This window comes from Mycobacterium shinjukuense, assembly GCF_010730055.1.
GTDB lineage: Bacteria > Actinomycetota > Actinomycetes > Mycobacteriales > Mycobacteriaceae > Mycobacterium > Mycobacterium shinjukuense.
Genome location: NZ_AP022575.1, coordinates 1,977,475 through 2,000,059 on the forward strand (window position 1 = coordinate 1,977,475; position 22,585 = coordinate 2,000,059).

The 22,585-nt window shown below is 66.6% G+C and carries 16 protein-coding genes and 3 pseudogenes; 11 read left to right on the forward strand and 8 right to left on the reverse strand.

The genetic code is table 11. From position 1 onward, the window contains the following. The first annotated feature begins 68 nt into the window (after nucleotides 1-68). Both G6N20_RS08650 and G6N20_RS08655 read left to right on the forward strand, forming a co-directional pair. On the forward strand, nucleotides 69-779 hold the full coding sequence (locus G6N20_RS08650; RefSeq protein WP_232065518.1) for an ABC transporter permease: 711 nt from the start codon (nucleotides 69-71) through the stop codon (nucleotides 777-779). 44 nt (nucleotides 780-823) lie between these two features. Continuing rightward, the gene (locus G6N20_RS08655; protein ID WP_083049219.1) at nucleotides 824-1,756 is read left to right on the forward strand and encodes a COX15/CtaA family protein; all 933 of its coding nucleotides are present in this window, start codon (nucleotides 824-826) and stop codon (nucleotides 1,754-1,756) included. Here the strand turns inward: G6N20_RS08655 and G6N20_RS08660 are convergent. Continuing rightward, complete coding sequence (locus G6N20_RS08660) at nucleotides 1,706-2,575, reverse strand: hypothetical protein (protein WP_083049222.1); 870 nt, start codon at nucleotides 2,573-2,575, stop codon at nucleotides 1,706-1,708. The two genes, G6N20_RS08655 and G6N20_RS08660, sit on opposite strands and share 51 nt — an antisense overlap. A 19-nt stretch (nucleotides 2,576-2,594) precedes the next feature. Between G6N20_RS08660 and G6N20_RS08665 the strand changes: the two genes are divergently transcribed. Beyond that, nucleotides 2,595-3,575, forward strand: coding sequence for a quinone oxidoreductase family protein (locus tag G6N20_RS08665; RefSeq protein ID WP_083049244.1), 981 nt, complete (start codon nucleotides 2,595-2,597; stop codon nucleotides 3,573-3,575). Between the two features lie 30 nt (nucleotides 3,576-3,605). Here the strand turns inward: G6N20_RS08665 and G6N20_RS08670 are convergent, their stop codons facing one another. Next, nucleotides 3,606-4,532, reverse strand: coding sequence for a heme o synthase (locus G6N20_RS08670; protein WP_083049225.1), 927 nt, complete (start codon nucleotides 4,530-4,532; stop codon nucleotides 3,606-3,608). Between the two features lie 217 nt (nucleotides 4,533-4,749). Here G6N20_RS08670 and tkt point away from each other — a divergent pair, with 217 nt between their 5' ends. The 6 genes and pseudogenes from tkt (at nucleotide 4,750) to pgl (ending at nucleotide 11,274) form a co-directional block, all read left to right on the forward strand. After that, a complete protein-coding gene (gene tkt / locus G6N20_RS08675) occupies nucleotides 4,750-6,849 on the forward strand; it encodes a transketolase (protein ID WP_083049228.1) in 2,100 nt (699 codons plus the stop codon). Between the two features lie 16 nt (nucleotides 6,850-6,865). After that, nucleotides 6,866-7,984, forward strand: a complete 1,119-nt coding sequence (gene tal, locus G6N20_RS08680; protein ID WP_083049230.1) for a transaldolase — start codon at nucleotides 6,866-6,868, stop codon at nucleotides 7,982-7,984. Then, the gene (zwf, locus tag G6N20_RS08685; RefSeq protein ID WP_083049232.1) at nucleotides 7,981-9,525 is read left to right on the forward strand and encodes a glucose-6-phosphate dehydrogenase; all 1,545 of its coding nucleotides are present in this window, start codon (nucleotides 7,981-7,983) and stop codon (nucleotides 9,523-9,525) included. Before tal ends, zwf begins: the two co-directional genes overlap by 4 nt. Next, nucleotides 9,522-9,621, forward strand: a pseudogene (locus G6N20_RS22180) (hypothetical protein); the annotation flags it as partial. The gene zwf and the pseudogene G6N20_RS22180, both read left to right, overlap by 4 nt. Before the next feature lies 1 nt (nucleotide 9,622). Next, nucleotides 9,623-10,534 (forward strand): glucose-6-phosphate dehydrogenase assembly protein OpcA, encoded by a 912-nt coding sequence (gene opcA / locus G6N20_RS08690; protein WP_083049235.1) that lies wholly within the window; start codon nucleotides 9,623-9,625, stop codon nucleotides 10,532-10,534. Beyond that, nucleotides 10,531-11,274 carry a 6-phosphogluconolactonase gene (gene pgl / locus G6N20_RS08695; RefSeq protein WP_163662903.1) on the forward strand — a complete coding sequence of 248 codons (744 nt, stop codon included), beginning with the start codon at nucleotides 10,531-10,533 and terminating at the stop codon, nucleotides 11,272-11,274. The genes opcA and pgl overlap by 4 nt, the downstream gene beginning before the upstream one ends. Before the next feature lie 97 nt (nucleotides 11,275-11,371). On the opposite strand, the pseudogene G6N20_RS21775 reads toward pgl, so the two are convergent. Both G6N20_RS21775 and G6N20_RS08705 read right to left on the reverse strand, forming a co-directional pair. Continuing rightward, nucleotides 11,372-12,902 (reverse strand): annotated as a pseudogene (locus G6N20_RS21775) (PE family protein). A gap of 173 nt (nucleotides 12,903-13,075) precedes the next feature. Further along, nucleotides 13,076-20,017: a PPE domain-containing protein gene (locus G6N20_RS08705; RefSeq protein WP_083052269.1), complete on the reverse strand. Its 6,942-nt coding sequence runs from the start codon at nucleotides 20,015-20,017 to the stop codon at nucleotides 13,076-13,078. A 326-nt stretch (nucleotides 20,018-20,343) separates the two neighbouring features. On the opposite strand from G6N20_RS08705, the gene G6N20_RS08710 reads away from it, so the two are divergent. Then, entirely contained in the window at nucleotides 20,344-20,742 is a 399-nt protein-coding gene (locus tag G6N20_RS08710; protein WP_083052270.1) for an ATPase, read from the forward strand. Here the strand turns inward: G6N20_RS08710 and G6N20_RS20635 are convergent. The 4 genes and pseudogenes from G6N20_RS20635 to G6N20_RS08735 all read right to left on the reverse strand — a co-directional run. After that, nucleotides 20,739-21,338, reverse strand: a pseudogene (locus G6N20_RS20635) (molybdopterin dinucleotide binding domain-containing protein); the annotation flags it as partial. The gene G6N20_RS08710 and the pseudogene G6N20_RS20635 overlap by 4 nt on opposite strands. A gap of 147 nt (nucleotides 21,339-21,485) precedes the next feature. After that, nucleotides 21,486-21,611, reverse strand: coding sequence for a hypothetical protein (locus tag G6N20_RS22185; protein ID WP_372516424.1), 126 nt, complete (start codon nucleotides 21,609-21,611; stop codon nucleotides 21,486-21,488). Between the two features lie 21 nt (nucleotides 21,612-21,632). Next, nucleotides 21,633-22,031 (reverse strand): type II toxin-antitoxin system VapC family toxin, encoded by a 399-nt coding sequence (locus G6N20_RS08730; protein ID WP_169715474.1) that lies wholly within the window; start codon nucleotides 22,029-22,031, stop codon nucleotides 21,633-21,635. Continuing rightward, nucleotides 22,028-22,288 (reverse strand): type II toxin-antitoxin system Phd/YefM family antitoxin, encoded by a 261-nt coding sequence (locus G6N20_RS08735; RefSeq protein WP_083052271.1) that lies wholly within the window; start codon nucleotides 22,286-22,288, stop codon nucleotides 22,028-22,030. The genes G6N20_RS08730 and G6N20_RS08735 overlap by 4 nt, the downstream gene beginning before the upstream one ends. A 54-nt stretch (nucleotides 22,289-22,342) precedes the next feature. On the opposite strand from G6N20_RS08735, the gene secG reads away from it, so the two are divergent. Further along, nucleotides 22,343-22,576, forward strand: a complete 234-nt coding sequence (secG, locus tag G6N20_RS08740; protein ID WP_040624202.1) for a preprotein translocase subunit SecG — start codon at nucleotides 22,343-22,345, stop codon at nucleotides 22,574-22,576. Nucleotides 22,577-22,585: the final 9 nt, after the last annotated feature.

Genomic DNA, 22,585 nt, shown 5'->3' on the forward strand with positions numbered 1-22,585 from the left:
CGCCCGACGGCCCACCATTTCCCGCGGGCACCTTCGCCCCGGACCCGCGCCCCAACGCCGTGCCCCGGATGCTGGCCGCGCAGGTCAGCCTGGAATTGAAGCTGCTGTTGCGCAACGGCGAGCAACTGCTGCTGACCATGTTCATCCCGATCACCCTGCTGGTCGGGCTCACCGTGCTGCCGCTCGGCTCGTTCGGCCAGCACCGCGCGGCTACCTTCGTGCCGGTGATCATGGGGTTGGCGGTGGTCTCCACCGCGTTCACCGGGCAGGCCATCGCGGTCGCGTTCGATCGTCGCTACGGAGCCTTGAAACGGCTCGGGGCCACCCCGCTGCCGGTGTGGGGAATCATCGCCGGCAAGTCGCTGGCGGTGGTCGCCGTGGTGTTTCTGCAGGCAATCATGTTGGGCGCCATCGGTTTTGCGCTCGGCTGGCGGCCCCCAGTGGCGGCCCTGTGCCTCGGAGCGGCGGTCATCGCGCTGGGCACCGCGGGCTTTGCGGCGCTCGGTCTGCTGCTCGGCGGCACGCTGCGGGCCGAGATCGTGCTCGCGGTCGCCAACCTGATGTGGTTCGTCTTCGCCGGTTTCGGTGCGCTCACCCTCGAGTCGAACGTGATCCCGACGGCGGTGAAATGGCTTTCCCGGCTGACCCCGTCGGGCGCGCTCACCGAGGCGCTGTCGCAGGCGATGACGCTGTCGGTGGACTGGTTCGGGGTGGTGGTGCTGGCGGTGTGGGGCATGGTGGCGGCGCTGGCCGCGCGGCGCTGGTTCCGGTTCACCTGACCGGCCGCCGACCGGCAGTCCCGTACTACAGCGTGTAGTTTTCAGTGCCTTACGATCGGGCGGTGTCCCCCACTCTGCGTGTCCAGCGGGTCATCGCCGCGGCCGTCATCCTCACCCAGGGCGGCATCGCGGTCACCGGCGCGATCGTGCGGGTCACGGCGTCGGGCCTGGGCTGCCCGACCTGGCCGCAGTGCTTTCCGGGCAGCTTTACCCCGGTGGCGGTCGCCGAGGTGCCGCGCATCCACCAGGCGGTCGAGTTCGGCAACCGGATGGTCACCCTCGCGGTGGCCGTCACCGCCGCGCTGGCCGTGGTGGCGGTCACGGTCGCGCGCCGACGGCCCGAGGTGCGGGTCTACGCGTGGCTGATGCCGGCGTCGACGGTGATCCAGGCCGTCATCGGGGGCGTCACCGTGCGCACCGGGCTGCTGTGGTGGACGGTGGCCATCCACCTGCTCGCCTCGATGACCATGGTGTGGCTGTCGGTGCTGCTCTACGTCAAGATCGGTGAGCCCGACGACGGCGTGGCCCACCGGCGGGTGGCCGGGCCGCTGCGCGCGCTGACCGGGTTGAGCGCGCTGAATCTGGCCGCGGTGCTGGTGACGGGCACGCTGGTGACCGCGGCCGGCCCGCACGCCGGCGACCGCAGCCCCACCCGGACGGTGCCGCGGCTGCGGGTCGCGATCACCACCCTGGTGCACATGCATTCGTCGCTGCTGGTGTCCTATCTCGCGCTGCTGGTCGGCCTCGGGTTCGGGCTGTGGGCGGTGCAAGCCGCCCGGGCGGTCCTGCTGCGGCTGGCCGTGCTGCTCGCCCTGGTTTTCACGCAGGCCGGTGTCGGCACCGCGCAGTACTTCACCGGGGTGCCGGCCGCCCTGGTCGCCATCCACGTGGCCGGCGCCGCGGCGTGCACGGCGGCCACCGCCGCGTTATGGGCGTCGATGCGAAAACGGGCCAAGCCCGAGCCGCTCCAAAGCTGACTGCACGCGCACCGCGAACCTGCGCTGGGCGAGGTCGCGGGTGTCGGCGTCCAACCGACGCCAGCCCAGCGACGGGTCCACCAATTGCAGCTCCAGCAACCGGGGGTTACCCGACCCGTCCGCCACCACATGCGCCCGCGCATACAGCAGCTCCTCGGCGTCGACGCCCACCTGGGCGGCCGCGGCGGCCACCGCGCCGGCGCCCACATCCCAGGCTTCGAAGTCCGGCTCGACCTGACGAAGGGAGTCCTGCTGAACGGTGAACGCGTGCGACGGCTCGCCACCCAGGAAGACCAGCACCGTCTCGGAGGCGGCGTCGGCGGGCTGCACGAAAACGCTGCGGCCACCGGCATGCAGCTCGGCGATGTAGCCGGCGGCCGCCGACCGATCGCGGCCACGCCGCACCCCGGTGCCGATGGTCGGGCCGATGAAGACGGCGCCGCGCCGCGGCAGCCGGGCCCGCGCGCCCGGTGGATACGCATGGCCGGGCACCGTCGGCACGCCCCGCGCCTGCAGGTCGCGCAGGTAGCGCCGGTCGACGTTCCAGGCCACCACGGCCGGGGGGTTCAGCAGGTTCTGCACCGTGGCGGTCCAGGCCAGGAACTCATCGAGCCGCCCGGGGTAGTCGTGGGTGGCCCGCAGGATCACCAGATGCGCGCGGCCAACGTCCGGGTGGTCCCAGGACAGCCAGCGGGCATGCAGCCCGCGCTGGCGCAGCGCGGCGACCAGTCCCTCGTCGTCGTCGTCACCGGCCACCCGCTCCGGACAGCCCGCCAACACGATGCGCGGATGGAAGACGTCCGGCCGGGCGAGCTTCATGGTCGGGCATGATATCCAGATGCACGCAATCGAAGTCAGCGAAACCGGCGGCCCGGAGGTGCTGCGCCACACCGACGTGTCCGAGCCCAAACCCGGCCACGGTGAGCTGTTGATCAAGGCCGAGGCCATCGGCGTGAACTTCATCGACACCTACTTCCGCACCGGGCAGTATCCGCGCCCGCTGCCGTTCGTCCCAGGCTCCGAGGTGTGCGGGACGGTGGCGGCTCTGGGCGAGGGGGGCGACGGCGGCGACATCGGTGTGGGCGACCGGGTGGTCAGCGCCTCGGCGAACGGCGCCTATGCCGAATTCTGCACGGCGCCAGCGTTTTTGACTGCCAAGGTGCCCGATGGTGTGAGTTCCGAGGTGGCCGCCGCGGTGCTGCTGAAGGGCTTAACCGCGCACTACCTGCTCAAGTCGGTGTACCCGGTGCACAGCGGCGACAGTGTGCTGGTGCATGCCGGCGCCGGTGGCGTCGGGCTGATCCTCACGCAATGGGCCACCCACCTCGGCGTCCGGGTGATCACCACCGTCTCGACCGCGGACAAGGAGCGGCTGTCCCGGCAGGCCGGCGCCGCCGAGGTGCTCCCCTACCCGGACGACGCCTACCAGTTCGGCCAGCGGGTTCGGGCCCTCACCGGAGGCGCGGGGGTGGCGGCGGTGTACGACGGGGTCGGGGCGACGACGTTCGACGCCAGCCTGGCCAGCCTGGCCGTCCGCGGGACGCTGGCCCTGTTCGGCGCCTCCAGCGGACCCGTTCCCCCGGTCGATCCGCAGCGCCTCAACTACGCCGGGTCGGTGTACCTCACCAGGCCCTCGCTGGCCCACTTCATCCGCACCGGCGAGGAATTCGGCTGGCGGGCCGCCGAGCTGTTCGACGTGCTCGGCAGCGGGGCCGTCACCGTCGACGTCGGCGGGCGCTATCGGCTGTCCGACGCGGCGCGCGCCCACCAAGACCTGGAAGGCCGCAAGACCACCGGCTCGATCGTGCTGGTTCCGTAGTCGGCGACCGAGTCGAGGTCAGCCGTCGGATCACAACACGGTCGGCAGCGCGATCGCCGAATCCACCGCCAGCGCGCAGAACACCGTCGCCAGGTAGTTGTTCGACTGGAAAAACAGCCGCAACGGCTTCACCGGTTCACCGGCGCAGACCCCGGCATAGAGCTGGTGGGCCATCGCCAGAAACCAGACCCCGGCCACCAGGGCCACCGCGGCATACAGCCACCCGGCCGCCAACGCGAGGACCAGCGTGGCCAACACGGTCAGCCAGGTGTAGATCAGGATCCGCTTGGTCACCTCGCGCTCGGTCGCCACGGCCGGCAGCATCGGCACACCGGCGACTTGGTAGTCCTGCTTGTACCGCATCGCCAATGCCCAGGTGTGCGGAGGCGTCCAGAAGAAGATGACCGCGAACATCGCCAGCGCCGGCCAGGCAATGCCGCCGGTGATCGCCGACCAACCGATCATCACCGGCATGCAGCCGGCCGCGCCGCCCCACACCACGTTTTGCGAGGTGCGCCGCTTGAGCAGCAGGGTATAGACGAGCACGTAGAACGCGACGGTGGCGACGGCGAGCAGCCCCGATAGCAGGTTGGTCGTCCACCACAACCAGCAGAACGAGCCCACACTCAGCATCAGGCCGAGGGCCAGCGCGTTTCGGGTTGGCACTGCGGCGCGCGCCAGCGGTCGACGCGCGGTCCGCTGCATCACCTTGTCGATATCGGCGTCGGCCACACAGTTGAGCGTGTTGGCGCCGCCGGCGGCCATCATCCCGCCGACAAGCGTGTTCAGCATCAGGAGCGGGTGAACGGTGCCGCGGTTCGCAAGCAGCATCGCCGGGATCGCGGTGACCACCAGCAGCTCAATGACCCGCGGTTTGGTCAACGCCAGGTAGGCCAGCGCCGTCCGGGTTATCCGGCCAGGTGTTCGGCTCGGCGCGACGAGCCCGCGAACGCTCACGCATAAACTCCTCGGGAATCGCAGCCGCGCGCAGCTTCTACTACGGACGATGGTAGACCGCGGGACCACAGCCGTAGGGCCGCAGGGTCGATTGGCACAGATTTTTGTCAAGGGTTCGCGGGTCGACGCGCTCCCTTTCACCGCGGGCAGTTCCAGCCCACCTCGTCGCCGGACTAGGGTGAGCATTGATCATTTCGATGACCCAAGGACTGAATTTGTGACCACACTCGAAGAGATCTCCGCGCTTACCGAACCGCGCCATCCCGACGACTGGACCGAGATCGATTCGGCTGCGGTCGACACCATCCGGGTGCTGGCCGCCGACGCCGTCCAAAAGGTCGGCAACGGCCACCCCGGGACGGCGATGAGCCTGGCCCCGTTGGCGTACACGCTGTTTCAGCGGGTGATGCGGCACGATCCCAGCGACACCGGTTGGCTGGGCCGCGACCGGTTCGTGCTGTCGGCCGGGCACAGCAGCCTGACCCTCTACATCCAGCTCTACCTCGGCGGCTTCGGCCTGGAACTGTCCGACATCGAGTCGCTGCGCACCTGGGGATCTAAGACCCCCGGGCACCCGGAGTTTCGCCACACCAGGGGCGTGGAGATCACCACCGGCCCACTAGGCCAGGGTCTGGCGTCCGCGGTCGGGATGGCGATGGCCTCGCGCTACGAGCGCGGCCTGTTGGATCCGGACGCCGAGCCGGGGACCAGCCCGTTCGACCACTACATCTACGTCATCGCCTCCGACGGCGACATCGAAGAGGGGGTCACCTCGGAGGCGTCGTCGCTGGCGGCGGTCCAACAGCTGGGCAACCTCATCGTGTTCTACGACCGCAACCAGATCTCGATCGAGGACGACACCAACATCGCGCTGTGTGAGGACACCGCCGCCCGATACCGCGCGTACGGCTGGCACGTGCAGGAGGTAGAGGGCGGCGAGAACGTCGTCGGCATCGAGGAGGCCATCGCCAACGCCAAGGCCGTCACCGACCGGCCCTCGTTCATCTCGCTGCGCACCGTCATCGGCTATCCCGCGCCGAACCTGATGGACACCGGCAAGGCGCACGGCGCGGCCCTGGGTGACGACGAGGTGGCCGCCGTCAAGCGAATCCTCGGCTTCGACCCGGACAAGACGTTCGAGGTCCGCGGGGACGTCCTCACCCACACCCGAGGGCTGGTGGCCCGCGGCAAACAGGCCCACGACCGCTGGCAGCTCGAATTCGACAGCTGGGCGCGGCGCGAACCCGAACGCAAGGCGCTGCTGGACCGGCTGCTCGCGCAGAAGTTGCCCGACGGCTGGGACGCCGACCTGCCGCGCTGGGAACCGGGGTCCAAGGCGCTGGCCACCCGCGCGGCCTCGGGTGCGGTGCTGGCCGCCGTCGGGCCGAAACTGCCCGAGCTCTGGGGCGGTTCGGCCGACCTGGCCGGCAGCAACAACACCACCATCAAGGGGGCCGATTCCTTTGGCCCGCCGTCGATTTCGACCAAGGAATACACCGCGCACTGGTACGGCCGCACGCTGCATTTCGGTGTTCGCGAACACGCGATGGCCGCCATCCTGTCCGGCATCGTGCTGCACGGGCCCACCCGGGCCTACGGCGGCACGTTTTTGCAGTTCTCCGACTACATGCGCCCGGCGGTGCGGTTGGCCGCGCTGATGGACATCGACACCATCTACGTGTGGACGCACGATTCGATCGGCCTCGGCGAGGACGGCCCGACCCACCAGCCGATCGAGCATCTTGCGGCACTGCGCGCCATCCCCCGGCTGTCGGTGGTGCGCCCGGCCGACGCCAACGAGACGGCCTATGCCTGGCGCACGATCCTGGCCCGCGGCAACGGAAGTGGCCCGGTTGGCCTGATCCTGACCCGCCAAGGTGTGCCGGTGCTGGAGGGCACCAGCGCCGAGGGTGTGGCCCGCGGTGGCTACGTGCTCAGCGATGGTGGCCTGGAACCGGGTGAGGATCCCGACGTGGTTCTGATCGCCACCGGATCCGAGGTGCAGCTCGCGGTCACGGCGCAGAAGTTGTTGGCGGACAAGGACATCATCGCCCGAGTGGTGTCGATGCCGTGCGTGGAGTGGTTCGAGTCCCAGCCCGACGAGTACCGGGATGCCGTGCTGCCACCGGCGGTGTCGGCCCGGGTCGCCGTCGAAGCCGGCGTCGCGCAGTGCTGGCACAAGTTGGTGGGCGACACGGGCGAGATCGTGTCGATCGAGCACTACGGCGCATCGGCGGATTACCAGACCCTGTTCCGGGAGTACGGCTTCACCGCCGAAGCGGTGGCCGCCGCCGCGGAACAAGCTCTCGACAACTGAGAAAGGGTGATTGACGATGGCCCAGAACCCTCACCTCGCGGCGTTGAGCGCCGCAGGGGTGTCCGTGTGGCTGGACGACCTGTCGCGGGACCGGCTAAGGTCCGGCAACCTGCGCGAGCTGATCGACACCAAGAGCGTCGTCGGCGTCACCACCAACCCGTCGATCTTTCAGAAGGCGCTGTCGGAGGGCCATGCCTACGACGCCCAGATCGCCGAGCTGGCCGAGCGCGGCGCCGACGTGGACGCCACCGTCCGCACCGTCACCACCGACGACGTGCGCAGCGCGTGCGACGTGCTGGCGCGTGAGTGGGAGGCTTCCGACGGGGTCGACGGCCGGGTGTCAATCGAGGTCGACCCACGGCTGGCACACGACACCGACAAGACCATCCTGCAGGCCATCGAGCTGTGGAAGATCGTCGACCGGCCCAACCTGTTCATCAAGATCCCGGCCACCAGGGCCGGCCTGCCGGCCATCACCGCTGTGCTGGCGGAAGGGATTTCGGTCAACGTCACGCTGATCTTCTCCGTCGAGCGGCACCGCGAGGTGATGGAGGCCTACCTGGCCGGGCTGCAGAAGGCCGCCGAAGCCGGACATGACCTGTCCAAGATCCATTCGGTGGCATCATTTTTCGTCTCCCGGGTGGACACCGAAATCGACAAGAGACTGGACAAGATCGGCTCGCGGGAAGCGCTCGCGTTGCGCGGTCAGGCCGGGGTGGCCAATGCCCGGCTGGCGTATGCCGCCTATCAGGAGGTCTTCGACACAGACGATCGCTTCCGGGCGCTCAAAGCCGACGGAGCCCGGGTGCAACGACCGCTGTGGGCTTCCACCGGCGTCAAGAACCCCGCCTACGCGGATACCCTCTACGTCACCGAGCTGGTCGCGCCACACACGGTGAACACCATGCCGGAGCACACCATTGAGGCCGTCGCCGACCACGGTCTGATCCGCGGTGACACGGTCAGCGGCACCGCCTCGGCCGCCCAAGCGGTGTTCGACCAGCTCGCCGCGGTCGGCATCGACCTGGCCGACGTGTTCGTCGTGCTGGAGAACGAGGGCGTGCAGAAGTTCGAGGCGTCCTGGACCGAGTTGCTCAAGGAAATCCAGGCACACCTCGACGCTGCCGCCAAATGAGCCCGGTCCGCACCGCCGCCCAGTGGCATAACCCGTTACGCGACAAGCGGGATAAGCGGCTGCCCAGAATCGCCGGCCCCTGCGGCATGGTGATTTTCGGTGTCACCGGCGACCTGGCCCGCAAGAAGGTGATGCCGGCCGTCTACGACCTGGCCAACCGCGGCCTGCTGCCCCCCACGTTCTCCCTGGTTGGCTTCGCCCGTCGGGATTGGGACACCGAGGACTTCGGCGAGGTGGTGTACAACGCCGTTCAAGCGCACTGCCGGACGCCCTTTCGACAGGCTAACTGGGACCGGCTGGCCGAGGGATTCCGTTTCGTACCAGGAGCTTTCGATGACGACGCGGCGTTCGCCCGCCTTGCCGAGACATTGGAGAAGCTTGACGCGGAGCGCGGCACCGGTGGCAATCACGCCTTCTACCTGGCGATCCCGCCCAAGTCGTTCCCGGTGGTCTGCGAACAGCTGCACAAATCCGGGCTGGCCCGCCCACAGGGTAACCGGTGGAGCCGGGTAGTCATCGAGAAACCGTTTGGCCATGACCTGGACAGCGCCCGCGAGCTGAACAAGGCGGTCAACACGGTCTTTCCCGAGGAGTCGGTCTTCCGGATCGACCATTACCTGGGCAAAGAGACGGTGCAGAACATCTTGGCGCTGCGGTTCGCCAATCAGCTGTTCGACCCGGTCTGGAATGCGCACTATGTCGACCACGTGCAGATCACCATGGCCGAAGACATCGGGCTGGGCGGGCGCGCTGGCTACTACGACGGTATCGGCGCGGCCCGCGATGTCATCCAGAACCATCTCATGCAGCTGCTGGCGCTGACCGCGATGGAGGAGCCGGTCAGCTTCAACCCGAAGGCCTTGCAAACCGAAAAGATCAAGGTGCTCTCGGCGACGCGGCTGGCCGAGCCGCTGGACCAGACCACCAGCCGCGGCCAGTACGTCGCCGGCTGGCAGGGCGGGGAAAAGGTGGTTGGGCTGCTCGACGAGGAGGGGTTCGCCAGGGATTCCACCACTGAGACCTTCGCCGCCATCACCCTCGAGGTCGACACCCGCCGCTGGGCCGGGGTGCCGTTCTACCTGCGCACCGGAAAACGACTGGGCCGCAGGGTGACCGAGATCGCTTTGGTCTTCAAGCGCGCTCCGCATCTGCCGTTCGACGCCACCATGACCGACGAGCTCGGGACCAATGCCATGGTCATCCGGGTCCAGCCCGACGAGGGCGTCACGTTGCGGTTCGGGTCCAAAGTGCCCGGCACCGCGATGGAGGTCCGCGACGTCAACATGGACTTCTCCTACGGCTCGGCGTTCGCCGAGGATTCACCCGAGGCCTACGAGCGGCTCATCCTTGACGTGCTGCTCGGCGAGCCGTCGCTGTTTCCGGTGAACGCAGAGGTCGAATTGGCTTGGGAGATAATCGATCCCGCCCTGGATTATTGGGCCGCGCATGGCAGGCCCGACCCGTATGAGGCGGGCACCTGGGGTCCGGAGTCGGCCTTCGCGATGCTGCGCCGCACCGGCCGGGAATGGCGGCGGCCATGATCCGCGCCGGCGACGATGCAGTGGGGGCACCGCCCGCTTGCGGGGGACGAAGCGATGAGGTGGGGGTACCACCCGCTTGCGGGGGAGAGCGGCGCAGATGATCATCGACCTGCCCGCTACCACCACCACGGCGGTCAACAAGAAGCTCGACCAGTTGCGTGAGAGAATCGGCGCCGTCGCGATGGGCCGGGTGCTGACGCTGATCATCGCCCCGGAGAGCGAGGCGGTACTCGAAGAATCCATTGAAGCCGCCAACGGCGCCAGCCACGAGCATCCCAGCCGGATCATCGTCGCGATGAGGGGCGATCCGTACGCCGACGAGCCGCGGCTAGACGCCCAACTGCGGGTCGGCGGTGACGCCGGCGCCGGAGAGGTGGTGGTGCTGCGGCTGTCCGGACCGCTGGCCGGTCACGCCGACAGCGTCGTGATCCCCTTCCTGCTTCCCGATATCCCGGTGGTGGCGTGGTGGCCCGACATCGCCCCCGCGGTGCCGGCCCAGGATCCGCTGGGCAAGTTGGCAATTCGGCGTATCACCGATGCCACCAATGGTGTCGACCCGTTGTCGGCGATCAAGAGCCGGCTGCCCGGTTATACCGCCGGGGACACCGACCTGGCCTGGAGCCGCATCACCTACTGGCGCGCCCTGCTGACCTCGGCCGTTGACCAGCCGCCGCACGAGCCGATCGAGTCGGCGCTGGTGTCCGGTCTGAAAACCGAGCCGGCGCTGGATGTGCTCGCGGGTTGGCTGGCCAGCCGGATCGACGGCCCGGTGCGCCGAGCGGTCGGTGAGCTGAAGGTCGAGCTGGTGCGCAGGAGCGAGACCATCGTGCTGCGCCGGCCCCAGGAGGGAATCACCGCCACCCTGAGCCGCACGGCCAAGCCCGATGCCCTGGTTCCGTTGGCGCGCAGGGTGACCGGTGAGTGCCTGGCCGAAGACCTGCGGCGGCTGGATCCCGACGAGATCTACTTCGCCGCCCTCGAAGGCATCAAGAAGGTGCAATACGTGTGAGCACCGGAATCGAGGTATTCCCGGACAGCCAGGGCCTGGTCGAGGCGGCGGCGGCCCGCCTGATCGACACCATCCACACCTCGCTGGCGGCACGTGGGCAAGCGGCGATCGTGCTCACCGGCGGGGGCAACGGCATCGCGCTGCTGCGTTACCTCGCCGGCGAGGGATCGCGGATCGACTGGTCCAAGGTGCACGTGTTCTGGGGCGACGACCGCTACGTCCCCGAAGACGACGACGAGCGCAACCACAAGCAGGCGCGCGTGGCGCTGCTCGATCACGTCCACATCCCGTCAGGCCAGGTGCACCCCATGGCCGCCAGCGACGGTGCGTACGGCACCGACCTGGACGCCGCGGCACGGGCATACGAACAGGTGTTGGCCGCCCACGCCGCTCCCGGCGACGTGGCGCCGAACTTCGATGTCCACCTGCTGGGAATGGGGCCCGAGGGGCACATCAACTCGCTGTTCCCCTACACCGCGGCGGTGCGGGAGACCGCCCGTCTGGTGGTCCCGGTGCCAGACTGCCCCAAACCGCCGCCGCAACGAATCAGCTTGACCCTGCCCGCGATTCGACGTTCCCGCGAGGTCTGGCTGATGGTGTCCGGCGCGGGCAAGGCCGACGCGGTGGCCGCCGCCATCGGCGGCGCGGATCCGGTTGCACTGCCGGCCGCCGGTGCCGTCGGGCGAGAGAAGACGCTTTGGCTGCTGGACGAGCAGGCGGCGGCCAAGCTTCCCGGCTAACACCGCGCTCGCCGACTATCACGCTCGACCTGGCGGTCGGCGCACCCGGCAGCGTAGTTGCCGAGGCGGCCGGTCATGCCGGGTCCACCGCCGCAGGCTATGTCCCTGACGTTCCGGCGGCCCCATAGAGCCATCCGCCGGTGCCGCCCTTGCCGCCGGCCCCAGGGGCGCCATCGGTGGAGCCGGTCCCACCGGCCGCACCGTCCCCGCCGTTGCCACCGTAGCCGACCAGCCAGCTGTCGCCGCCGTTGCCACCGGCGCCACCGTCACCGCCGTCCCCCTCGGTGCCGCCAAAAGTGGCGGACCCACCGTCGCCACCGGTGCTCCCCTGCCCGCCAGTGCCGCCGTTTCCGAGCAGCCACCCACTGTGGCCACCCGCCCCGCCAGCGCCACCCGCGCCGCCATCACCTGCGCTGCCGCCGGCGGTGTTGCCGCCCCTGCCAGCGGTGCCGCCATCGCCGCCGGCCCCTCCGGTGCCGTACAGCAGCGCGGCACGGCCACCCGCCCCGCCGGCTCCGCCATCTCCGCCCGCACCGGCGCTGTGGCCGCTGGTGTTGTTGTAACCGCCGTCGCCGCCGGCCCCACCGGTGCCACCAGCCCCACCAGACCCGAACTGCCAACCGCCAGCCCCACCGGCCCCACCAGCACCGCCGGCCCCACCAGCCCCGCCGGTGAGCACGTTGCCGTTGTCGCTACCCCCAGCTCCCCCGGCCCCACCGGCCCCGCCGGACGCGCCGGTTCCGAACAGCCCGGCCGCGCCCCCGGCGCCACCACTGCCACCGGCCCCACCGGAAGCGCCGACGTTGCCCGTGGTCCCACACCGCCCGCCCCCCGCCGCCGCCCGCCCGCCGTGCCGCCCGGCCCCGCCCGCCAGCACCCCCATCGCCGATCAGCCCGGCCCGCCGCCGCCTTGCCACCGCCATCGCCGCCGGCCGCCTTCCCCTTCCGCCGACCGCCTTCGCTCCCCGTCCGCCGCCGTTGCCGATCAATCCGGTGGCGCCACCCGCACCGCCGATACCGCCGGCGCCGCCGTTGCCCCCGGCGCCACCGTCGCCATACCACCAGCCCCCACGCCCTCCGGACCCACCAGCCCCACCGATCCCGCCCGCCCCGCCGGCCCCACCGTTGCCGATCAGCCCGGCATCCCCGCCCCTACCACCGGCCTGACCTTGCCCGCCATCCGCGCCGTTGCCGCCATTGCCGTACAACAACCCTCCGTCCCCACCATTGCCGCCCGGGGTGGTCGCGTCGGCGCCATTGCCGATCAGCGGACGCCCCAGTAACGCGTTGGTGGGGGCGTTGATCAGATTCAGCACATCTTGCTGCACGGCCTGCAGCGGACCGGCATTGGCTGCCTCAGCGCGTGCATAAGCGTTCCCGCCGGCGCTCAACGCTTGCACAAACTGGGCATGAAACTGCGACGCCTGCGCACTCAGCGCCTGATATGACGCCCCGTAAGCGGAGAACACCGACGCCACCGCCGCCGACACCTCGTCCCCACCCGGCGCCGCCACCGCGGTGGTCATGGCCGCCAGCGAGGCAGTGGCCTCACCCAGCGACGAACCGATGCCCGCCAAATCGGCCGCGGCCGCGGCCACCACGTCGGTAGCCGCCACCACAAACGACATCATCGTCCTCCCCGCGCAGCCACCGGATGGGAACCAAACCTATCCGGATTCGACTGCCGAATTCAGGGTTTTCGGCAAACCGGACCCGGTTGTCGAGCCGCCGGGCCGGCGGGTCGAGCTCAGCCAGCCTGCTACGTCAGCGTCCCGGAAATTGCATGCGGGCACCGCGCGTGTCAGGGACCGATACCGCGGTTGAAGAAGCCCGAGAGTTGGGCGCCCACGTTGTCGAGACCCGAGATGAAGGCCGCCGTCGTGAAGTTTCGGGTGCTCGTGTTGAACCAGCCCGAGATGGTGTTGCCGGTGTTGAACAATCCTGACTGCAGCGTGCCGGCGTTTGAAATTCCGGAGAGGCCCGAACTCTGTGAGCGAAATTGAAGGCCACCCGCGCCGAAGCCGGAGTTGTTGGCGCCCCAGTTGCCGATGCCCGATTGGCTGCCGGGAGTGCCGAAGTACAACGTGTCGAAGTTACCGAAGCCCGACGAGGGCACGCTGGTGGTGTTGAAGAAGCCCGGTGCCGGCGCGATATCGATCGGCAGGGTGATGGGGCCGCCGTCGAAGCTGAACGTCTGAGCAAAGACCGGGGGCCCCACCGTGAAGCTTTCGTTGATATTGCTAATCGGGATACTTGGGACCGTGAACGAGGGAACTATCAAGGCGTACGGGACTGTTAGTGAACTTATCTCGACGCCCAGAATATAGAATTTGTAACCATAGTCGCCGCTTATGCCGAACGTCGAAATATCGAAGCTGTGTAGTTCGATTCCGCTGATGCTCAAGCTGATCGGTGTTTGGAAGTCGGCACTGACCTTTAGGTCGACCGGGATGGTGGGAATGGTGGTCGTGAAGGACAAACCAATGAGCCCCAGCTCATCGCCCCGTAGGCTGAAGCCGTTGCTCATATTCCCGCCGTTGAAGCCACCGGTGTTGATATCCCCGATGTTGCCCACCCCGGTGTTGTAGTTGCCGATGTTGTGGTTGCCGGTGTTGTAGTCGCCCGCGTTGAAGCCACCGGTGTTGGTGCTGCCGCTATTGTAGCTACCGGTGTTGTAGCCGCCCGCATTGAAGCTACCCGTATTGACGCTGCCGGAGTTGAAGAAGCCGGTATTGGTGGCGCCCGAGTTACCGATGCCGGTATTATAGCTCCCAGAATTACCAATGCCCCAGTTTCCGATGCCCGAGTTTCCGATGCCAATGTTTCCGGTGCCCGAATTGAATAGCCCAATATTGCCAGTACCCGAATTCAGACCCCCGAATCCAAACTGGTTATCGCCGGTCAGACCGATGCCGATATTGTTGCTGCCCGAGTTGGCGAAACCGATATTCCGGTCACCATTATTCCCGAAACCAAGGTTGTTGCTGCCGAGGTTCCCAAAGCCAATATCGCTGTTGCCGAGATTCCCGAAGCCGAAGTTATCGCTGCCGAAATTGCCGAAGCCGAAGTTTCTGCTACCGGCGTTGCCGTTGCCGACATTGTGGTCGCCGATGTTGGCGATGCCCAGATTCTGGTCGCCGACGTTCGCACTGCCCAGATTGTGGTTGCCGACATTGGCGTTGCCCACGTTGAGGCGACCGTCGTTCGCGAAGCCCGCATTAAAGGTCGTGTTGCCGGTGCTGTCGCGAAAAAACCCGGTGAGGTCGGCCCCGACGTTTCCGATACCGGATACATAGGCCGCGGTCGTGACGCCCAACGTGCTCGTGTTGTAGTAGCCCGAGATGCTGTTACCCAAATTCGCCACGCCCGAAGCCAGCTCGCCGTAGTTACCATACCCCGAAGTGTTTGTTCCGGAGTTAAAGAAGCCCGATGCGCTACCGGCGCCAGTGTTAAATAAGCCCGACGACGGGCTCGTTGTCGAGTTTCCGAAGCCTGGGGCCACCGCGATGGCAAGCTGCGGGATGCCAACCAGGTGCTCGTAGTCACCCCTGGTCCACAAGCCATTGCTGTAGCTGCCCGAGATGAAGGCGCCCGTGTCAACATCGCCGGTGTTGCCCAGGCCGGTGTTGTAGTCGCCCCTGTTGAACCAGCCGGTGTTGTAGCCGCCCGAGTTAAAGCTCCCGCTGTTGGCGTTGCCCACGTTGTAGCGGCCCGAGTTGTAGCTGCCCGCATTGTAGCTGCCCGTGTTGGCGTCGCCGGAATCAAAGAAGCCCGTGTTGTAGCTGCCGGAGTTTCCGATCCCCCAGTTCCCGGCGCCGGAATTTCCGATGCCGATGTTTCCGCTGCCCGAGTTGCCGAAGCCAATATTTCCGGTACCCGAGTTGAACAGGCCGATATTGCCGCTGCCCGAGTTCAGGGCACCGAACCCGAACTGGTTGTCTCCGGTCAGCCCGATGCCGATATTGTTGTTGCCCGTATTGCCAAAGCCGATATTTTGGTCACCGGTATTGCCGAAGCCAAGGTTGTAGCTGCCGACGTTTCCGAAGCCAATGTCGTTGCTGCCGAGATTGCCGAAGCCGAAGTTATTGCTGCCGAAATTGCCGGAGCCGACGTTGTCGTTGCCGGAGTTTCCGCTGCCGATGTTTCCGCTACCAGCGTTTGCGTTACCGACGTTTGCGCTGCCCACATTTGCGCTGCCGAAGTTGTAGTCTCCCACGTTTGCGTTGCCCACGTTGAGGACGCCGTCGTTGGCGAAGCCCACGTTGACGACCCGCGTGCCGGACGAGTCGTCGTGGTAGAAGCCCGAGAGGGCGCTGCCGATGTTGCCGGCACCCGAGACCAGGGCGGCCGTCGTGAGGCCAAGCGTGCCCGTGTTCTGGAAGCCGGAAACGGAGTTGCCATAGTTCGCCACGCCCGATAGCAGTGCGCCGTAGTTGTTGTAACCGGAGTTTCCCGCGCTGCCCGACGCGAAATTCCAAAAGCCCGAATTGTTGGTGCCGACGTTTCCGAATCCCGATGCGTTACCACTACCGGAGTTAAAGAATCCCGACGACGGGCTGGTGGTCGAATTCCCGAAACCCGTGCCCGCAGGAATGTCGATCAACGGAACGGTCAACGGGCCTACGGTGCCGGTGGCCAAAGCACCGAGAACAGTGTTTGATCCTCCTATGGCAAGCGCAATATCAGGGCCAGTGACCGTGATGTCGGAGACCTTTATGGGGCCGGTCGTGTTGGTGAAGAATAATTTCAGTGTGCCGTCCTCGTAAGAGCCGGAGCCACTGATGTCGACAGTGATCGCGGGGAAGCTGAAGCTCTCGATGATGATGTCACCGAAGTTCACAGTGATGGGAATGTTCAGTGGCAGGCTGACGGCGAGGTTCACTGGGATTGCGGGAATGGTGATGGCGTAGTAGAGGCCAGTCAAGCCCTGCCCATCGCCGCGCTGCCAGAAGCCGTTATTCATATTGCCGGTGTTGAAAGCGCCGGTATTGATATCACCGGTATTCGCCAGCCCGGTGTTGTAGCTGCCCGTGTTGTAGTGGCCCGTGTTGTAGTTGCCCGGGTTGAAGCTGCCCGTGTTGGTGCTGCCGGCATTGTAGCTGCCGGTGTTGCCACTGCCGGCATTCGCCAACCCGGTATTCACGCTGCCGGAGTTGAAGAAACCGGTGTTGGCGGTGCCCGCGTTGCCGACGCCGGTGTTGTAGTTGCCCGAGTTCCCGATGCCCCAGTTCCCGGTGCCCGAGTTGGCGACGCCGATGTTGCCGGTGCCCGAATTGAACAAGCCGAAATTACCGCTGCCCGAGTTCCAGGCGCCGAACCCGACCTGATTGTCACCGGTCAACCCGATGCCCACATTGTTGCTGCCGGTATTGGCTAACCCGATATTCCGGTCACCGGCATTACCGAAACCAAAATTGTGGCTCCCCAGATTGCCGAAGCCAATATTGTTGCCGCCGAAATTCCCGAACCCAACGTTGTTGCTGCCGAAATTACCGAAACCCACATTTGCGCTGCCGTCGTTTCCACCGCCCAAGTTGTAGTCGCCGACGTTTCCACTGCCCACGTTGACGTTGCCGACATTACCCAAGCCCACGTTGAACTCGCCGACATTGGCAAAGCCTAGGTTGAGATTGCTGGCGTTGTCGTGCGGCCGCAAAAAACCCGCCAGGTTGCTGCCGGTGTTTCCGATGCCCGAGTCATAGGCCGCCGTCATGAAGCCGGCCGTGCTGGTGTTGTACAGACCCGAGACGGTGTTGCCTATGTTCGCCACGCCCGATTGCAGCTCGCCGTGGTTGAAATAACCCGAGATTCCCGAGCTACCCGTGGCGGCGTTGAAGAAGCCCGATGCGGGACCCGTGCCCGAGTTGAAAAAACCTGACGACCAGGTGGAGGTCGAGTTCCCGAACCCCGGAGCAGCCGCCATGTTGACGAGTTCGAGCTGGATCGGGCCGATCTGATTGGTTAGGTCCACACCAAACACAGTGGCCGAGCTGCCCACCACCCCCGCAATCGTGGGACCGACAATCGTGATGGCCGGAAAGGTTTCCGGACCAATGTTGCCGCTGACCTTGATGTCGACCTGCTTGACTTCGGCACCAACGGGAATTTCCGGAATGGTGAAGCTCTCGATGACGGTGTTGCCGATACCGCCGCCGATGGGTATATCGACCGGCAGGCTCCCGCTGACGCTGGCGGGAATCTCGGGAATGGTGATCGCGTACCCGAAGCCGAACAGACCCTGCTGGTCGCCGCGCCACAACAGTCCATTGTTGTAGCTGCCGGAATTCAGACCCCCGGTGTTGACATCACCCGTGTTTCCCACGCCGGTGTTGTGGCTGCCCGGGTTGAAGCTGCCCGTGTTGGTGCTGCCGGCATTGTAGCTGCCGGTGTTGCCACTGCCGGCATTCGCCAACCCGGTATTCACGCTGCCGGAGTTGAAGAAACCGGTGTTGGCGGTGCCCGCGTTGCCGACGCCGGTGTTGTAGTTGCCCGAGTTCCCGATGCCCCAGTTCCCGGTGCCCGAGTTGGCGACACCGATGTTGCCGGTACCCGAATTGAACAAGCCGAAATTACCGCTGCCCGAGTTCCAGGCGCCGAACCCGACCTGATTGTCACCGGTCAACCCGATGCCCACATTGTTGCTGCCGGTATTGGCTAACCCGATATTCCGGTCACCGGCATTACCGAAACCAAAATTGTGGCTCCCCAGATTGCCGAAGCCAATATTGTTGCCGCCGAAATTCCCGAACCCAACGTTGTTGCTGCCGAAATTACCGAAACCCACATTTGCGCTGCCGTCGTTTCCACCGCCCAGGTTGTAGTCGCCGACGTTCCCACTGCCCACGTTGACGTTGCCGACATTACCCAAGCCCACGTTGAACTCGCCGACATCGGCAAAGCCCAGGTTAAGCGCCCGGTCGGCCAAGTTGCCGCGCAGCACCCCGGCAACGTTGCTGCCGATATTGTCGACGCCCGAGACGTAGGCCGGCGTCGTCAAGTCCAGCGTGCTCGTGTTAAGGAAGCCCGAGATCGAAGTGCCCCAATTCGCCGCGCCCGACGACACGTCGCCATAGTTGAAAAAGCCCGAGGTGCCAGAGCCGACGTTGAAGAAGCCCGATCCGCTCCCGGCGCCGGAGTTGAAGAATCCCGATGAGGAACTGGTGGTGGAGTTTCCAATGCCGGTGCCCGGTGGGATGTCGATGATATCGATGTCGATGGGGCCAATGCTGGCGGCGAGCGACAGATCCAACGTCGTGGTCGAACTTCCCACGGTGGCGGTCACCGTGGGAGCGGCAATCGTGATATCCGGGATGACGATGGGGCCCAGGTAGATCTCGGCAAAATTCGACCCGCCGCCCCACGTCATGCGGGGGATGGTTATACCCGGAATGATGATGTCGCCGATATCGTAACTAAACGTCCTGTCCAACGGATAGCTCACACTCTCGGAAAACTCGATTTTACCAATATGGATTCCGATCGTGATTCCGGTGTTGCCATCACCACTATGGAAGAAGCCGTTGTTATCGCTACCGGAGTTGAACGCGCCGGTGTTGACATTGCCGGTGTTTAACAGGCCGGTGTTGTAGTGACCCGGGTTGTAGCTGCCCGTGTTGGTGCTGCCCGTATTGTAGCCACCGGTATTGTAACTGCCGATGTTTGCGACCCCGGCGTTGACGCTTCCAAGGTTAAAAGAACCGGTGTTGGTGCTGCCCGCGTTGCCGATCCCGGTGTTGTAGCTGCCGGAGTTCCCGATGCCCCAGTTCCCGGTACCCGAGTTGCCGACGCCGATGTTGCCGGTGCCCGAATTGAACAACCCGAAATTACCGCTGCCCGAGTTCCAGGCGCCGAACCCGAACTGGTTATCGCCGGTCAGGCCGATACCGATATTGTTGCTGCCGGTGTTGCCAAATCCGATATTCCGATCGCCGGTGTTCCCAAAGCCGAGGTTGTTGCTACCGATATTTCCAAAGCCGATATTAGAATTACCCGCCGTCGACGAAGCCCCCATGTTCCCGAAGCCAAAGTTGTTGCTACCTAAGTTGCCGAAACCGACATTGAGATTGCCGGTATTTCCGCCGCCCAGGTTGTAGTTGCCGACATTTCCACTGCCCACGTTTGCGTTGCCGACGTTGCCGAAGCCCAGGTTGACGTCGTCGACGTTTGCCAGCCCGGCGCCGAAGGTCAACGTGCTCAGGCTGGCCGCGGCCGGGCCCGTCAGCAGCTGCCGCGGCTGAGGGAACGGCGCCAACGCCGCGGCCACCTCCGCGGCCCCGGCATGATAACCAACCATTGCGGCCACATCCTGCGCCCACATCGACTCGTAGTCGGCCTCGACCGCCGCGATCGCCGGCGCATGTTGCCCGAGCACGTTCCAGGTCGCCAACGCGATCAGCCGAGCGCGGTTGGCGGTGATGGTCGCCGGATGCACCGTGGCCGCCCGGGCGGCCTCGAACGCCGCCACCGCCGTCTTGGCCTGCGCGGACGCCTGCTCGGCCTGGGCCGCCGCCGACCTCAACCAGCCCAGATAGTGTCCGGCCGCCACGGTCATCGCCGTCGACGACGGACCCTGCCACCACGAACCTGCCAGACCTGCCGTCACAGACCCGAACGCGGCGGCCGCCGACGACAACTCGACGGCCAACCCATCCCAGGCCGCCGCGGCCGCCACCATCGGCCCAGGCCCCGCCCCGAGATACATCCGTGCCGAATTGATCTCCGGCGGCAATGCCGTGAAATCCATCGCACGCACCCCACCCTTCGGGCCGGCTAGCCCGACGACGGTCTCCCGTTGGTCACGCCGGCGCCGCCTTGGCCGCCGCCCCCCACCCCATCGGGACAAGACACCGACGCCGTTGCCGCCGCCACCACGCTCGGGGCCGTCACCACAAGCGACATCCCTGTCCTCCCAGCGCCATCACCGCATCCCGATGGGGAACCCAACATACCCGGTCACCGGACGGGCCCATGGGCATTTGCGCCGATCCGTGACAATTGCGCTGGGCACACCGGCCCTCGCCCCGGCCACTCCGCATAATCGCTCGGCTCGCGGCATCGCGAAGCAGAATAATGGCCGTCATGGCAGACAAAACCGCACGCCCGTCGCCCGCGCGTAGGCGAATGAAGACCCTCACCCAGGCCGCGTTGAACGCCGACAAGACGGTGGAGCAGGTCGAAGACGTCCTCGACGGCCTGGGCAAGACCATGGTCGAGCTGAACAGCTCGCTGTCGGCGCTCAACGCCACGGTCGAGCGCCTCGAGGGCGGCCTGGATCATCTCGAAGGCACCCTGCACAGCCTCGACGATCTCGCAAAACGCCTGATCGTCCTGGTCGAGCCGGTAGAGGCGATCGTCGAGCGGATCGATTACATCGTGAGCCTCGGTGAGACGGTGATGACCCCGTTGTCGGTCACCGAGCACGCGGTGCGTGGCGTGCTGGACAGGCTGCGAAACCGCACGGTGCGCTAGCGGTTGCGCGCGCTGAACGACGGCCGGTGCGCGCGCAGCGGCGGTAAGTCGCCGGTGAACCTCTCGACCTGGACCAGTGCGTGCTGGCCGGTGCTGCCGTGCGCCAGCGACGACGCGCCGGCGCCGGTGGTCAGCACGTTGGGATTGCCGTGCACACGCCTCTAATCCGGATCGGCGGGATCGGCGGGGCCGTACCACGCCCCGGTGGCAAGCTGCACCACGCCCGGGCGAAGACCCCCGTCGAGCACGACGCCGGCCAGGCAGGCGCCGCGATCGTTGAACACCCGCACGATGTCGCTGGCGCGCAGCCCGCGCCCGGCAGCGTCCTGCGGGTGAATGCGGATCGGTTCTTGCCCATGGACTTTCGACGCCATGCTGGCGCCCCCGTGATCGAGCTGGCTGTGCGGGCGGGTGCGTGGTTGGTTGGCGATCAGATGCAGCGGGTAGCGCGCGGCGCGCGGACCGCCGAGCCATTCGGTGGGCTTATACCAGGTGGCATGCCCGACGCAATCCGGCAAACCGCCGTGGCCGCCGGCCCCGCCGTTGCCGCCGTCGATGGATGTGGCGGCCAGGCTGCTGTCCTGTGGCGGCTTGCCCGCGGCGACGTGGCGGCTAGGTGGCGGCGCTCCCGGCGGATGTGTTCGGCCACATTGGCCAGCAGCGCGAAAAGGCCGAATGCCCGGATGGTCGGCAGCGCTTGACGGATGTCGATGCCAACGAACATGCGCGCCATCTGGGCGCGGTCAATGCACCGTGTCGCCGAGGATGGCGCTCAGCAACCGGATGTCCGCACGCATCGGCTCGGTCGCCTCGCGACCAAGTCTGGTCAGGTGGCCGTCGCCGACGGGTTCAAGCGCGTAATGCCACACCCTTGCGTCCGTGTACCCCCGTCAGACCCGAAGGATGGCTACCCCGGCCACACCGTCGAGCGCGTCGAAGTCGCCATCTTGGGTCACCACGGGCAGCCCTCGCGAAGCCGCAACGGCGGCGATCCACAGATCGTTGATGCGGACCCGGCGACCCGACTCGGCAAGGTGAACACACAGCCGAGCCCATGTCCGCGCCGCATCGACGTCGACCGGAAGCGCCGCCATGTCGGCGATCGCGTCGAGCGTCGCCAGCCGCTGCGCTCGAACATCCGCCGAGCCGGCCGCGAGAACACCGGCGTTGAGTTCAGCCAACGTGACCACCGTCGTCGCAACTTCCTCAGGAATCCGCGATTCGTCGAGCTGCCGGCCGCTCTCATGCGCGATGAACACCGACGTAGCAAGCACGCCCGCCGCCGTCACCGGATCGGACCCAGATCGTCGGTGGTGTCGCCCGCGAGCGCGGCAAGATCCCGGCGCAATCCCGGATCTGCCTGCGCGCGCCGAAGCCGCTGCAGCAGCTCGTTTCGGCTCAACCATCGACGCCGCGCCGGCCGCAATCCGGTGAGCAGCGCCACGGGCTTGCCGTTGACCGTGACGGTGATGTCTTCGCCGGCCTGCGCGCGCCGCAGTAGCCGGCCAGTGTCGTTGCGGAGTTCGCGGGATGCCACCTCAACCATACTACGATCGTAGCACATATGTAGCCTTGGCGGCCGTTGGGTAGGCTGCCCGTCATGGAATTGGCTCTGCAGATCACCCTGGTGGTCACCAGCGTGTTGGTGGTGTTGCTGGTGCTGCTGCACCGCGCCAAGGGTGGCGGCCTGTCGACGCTGTTTGGTGGTGGTGTGCAGTCCAGCCTGTCCGGGTCGACGGTGGTGGAGAAGAACCTGGACCGGTTGACGCTGTTCATCACCGGCATCTGGCTGGTGTCCATCATCGGCGTCGCGTTGTTGATCAAGTACCGATGACGCGGGCCC

What these genes read in the sequence shown, in the direction of transcription:
- G6N20_RS08650 (WP_232065518.1), top strand. Translation starts at nt 69, where the DNA reads ATGCTGGCCGCGCAGGTCAGCCTGGAATTGAAGCTGCTGTTGCGCAAC.
- G6N20_RS08660 (WP_083049222.1), bottom strand. Translation starts at nt 2,575, where the DNA reads ATGAAGCTCGCCCGGCCGGACGTCTTCCATCCGCGCATCGTGTTGGCG.
- G6N20_RS08665 (WP_083049244.1), top strand. Translation starts at nt 2,595, where the DNA reads ATGCACGCAATCGAAGTCAGCGAAACCGGCGGCCCGGAGGTGCTGCGC.
- tal (WP_083049230.1), top strand. Translation starts at nt 6,866, where the DNA reads ATGGCCCAGAACCCTCACCTCGCGGCGTTGAGCGCCGCAGGGGTGTCC.
- zwf (WP_083049232.1), top strand. Translation starts at nt 7,981, where the DNA reads ATGAGCCCGGTCCGCACCGCCGCCCAGTGGCATAACCCGTTACGCGAC.
- opcA (WP_083049235.1), top strand. Translation starts at nt 9,623, where the DNA reads ATGATCATCGACCTGCCCGCTACCACCACCACGGCGGTCAACAAGAAG.
- G6N20_RS08705 (WP_083052269.1), bottom strand. Translation starts at nt 20,017, where the DNA reads ATGGATTTCACGGCATTGCCGCCGGAGATCAATTCGGCACGGATGTAT.
- G6N20_RS08710 (WP_083052270.1), top strand. Translation starts at nt 20,344, where the DNA reads ATGGCCGTCATGGCAGACAAAACCGCACGCCCGTCGCCCGCGCGTAGG.
- G6N20_RS08735 (WP_083052271.1), bottom strand. Translation starts at nt 22,288, where the DNA reads ATGGTTGAGGTGGCATCCCGCGAACTCCGCAACGACACTGGCCGGCTA.
- secG (WP_040624202.1), top strand. Translation starts at nt 22,343, where the DNA reads ATGGAATTGGCTCTGCAGATCACCCTGGTGGTCACCAGCGTGTTGGTG.